Annotated in this window: 1 protein-coding gene; it reads left to right on the top strand. The window is 41.1% G+C overall.

The features are described from left to right. Positions 1 to 54 precede the first annotated feature (54 nt). Positions 55 to 189, top strand: coding sequence for a hypothetical protein (locus EYW48_RS21205; RefSeq protein WP_277432970.1), 135 nt, complete (start codon positions 55 to 57; stop codon positions 187 to 189). Positions 190 to 1059: the final 870 nt, after the last annotated feature.

Raw genomic sequence — 1059 nt, 5'->3', positions numbered from 1 at the left:
TGCCTAATTTGAAACACATTATTGCTTTCAAACGGCAAAGTAAAACGGACAGCTGTGAAATTAAAACCTAATCCACGAAATGCGCTTGGCAAAGAAGAAATAACCGAGAAAATCACCATTCCTGAGCATGGTAATTTGCAAAGAATTCTATCGAAAAAGCCAACGACAGAGCACACGAAACGAATTTAAGAATGCATAAAATTCAACACCAAAGAAGCCGCGCCAACGAACTTAACAAAAACAACACTTCCCGTAAGCAGCCTTCGTTAAGTTCAAACACTTCCCGAAAAGTGCCACTGGCGAGATAGTTGATAAGCTGAGATTTGTCCGGTGTGTAGCTAGAAAACCGAAAGCCTTTCCACCCTAAATTCACAGCTTTTCTTAACCCCAGCTAACGCCCAATTAAGTGGTGAACAACGCACTGGCCAAGCCACCGCATTGCACCGTAAAACACTTTACTCAACGCATAGTAAAACTGCCACGCGTTGAGAATCCACTTGAATTGCTTGTTATGTGAATTTTACCGTGAATTCAAAGTAAACCACCGTAGAAATGAAGAGATTTTAATAAGTTACGTGCAAAAACGATGCTTACCAAAACCTAAATTTCACAGCGTTCTTAGCCAAAGAGAGCCACTTGCAGAATCAACAACAAAGAAAGCGCCCTTTCAGCCACAACCAAACCTTTTGCTTCACCAGACTTTCAGAGCTGAACTTCAGCAAGAGAGTCAGTCAAAAAGACATTTCAATTGAAGCGATTTGAAACTGGCGAAACTCAACACAAGCCAGATCCAAAACTTAATTGAGGCAATCCAAGAACCTTGAAAACGATCAATCTCAAGTTGTTCAAGAATCCATTTCGACTAAGCCAACTTGCCGAAAACACGGAACAATTCTCAATGAAATCGTAGCTTTGACCTTAAAAACTCATCCAACACATAACGCCGCATTAAGTGGTGAGCGACGCTAAACACCAACGCCTCGACAAACCACTTAAAACACAAAAACTGAATTTACACTAAAACCGCCAAGCGTTGCGAATCCGTCTTAAATGCTTTGT

This window comes from Vibrio sp. 1180_3 (genome assembly GCF_029478545.1).
Taxonomy (GTDB): Bacteria; Pseudomonadota; Gammaproteobacteria; order Enterobacterales; family Vibrionaceae; genus Vibrio; species Vibrio aestuarianus.
This window is presented reverse-complemented; position numbering and strand designations above follow the sequence as displayed.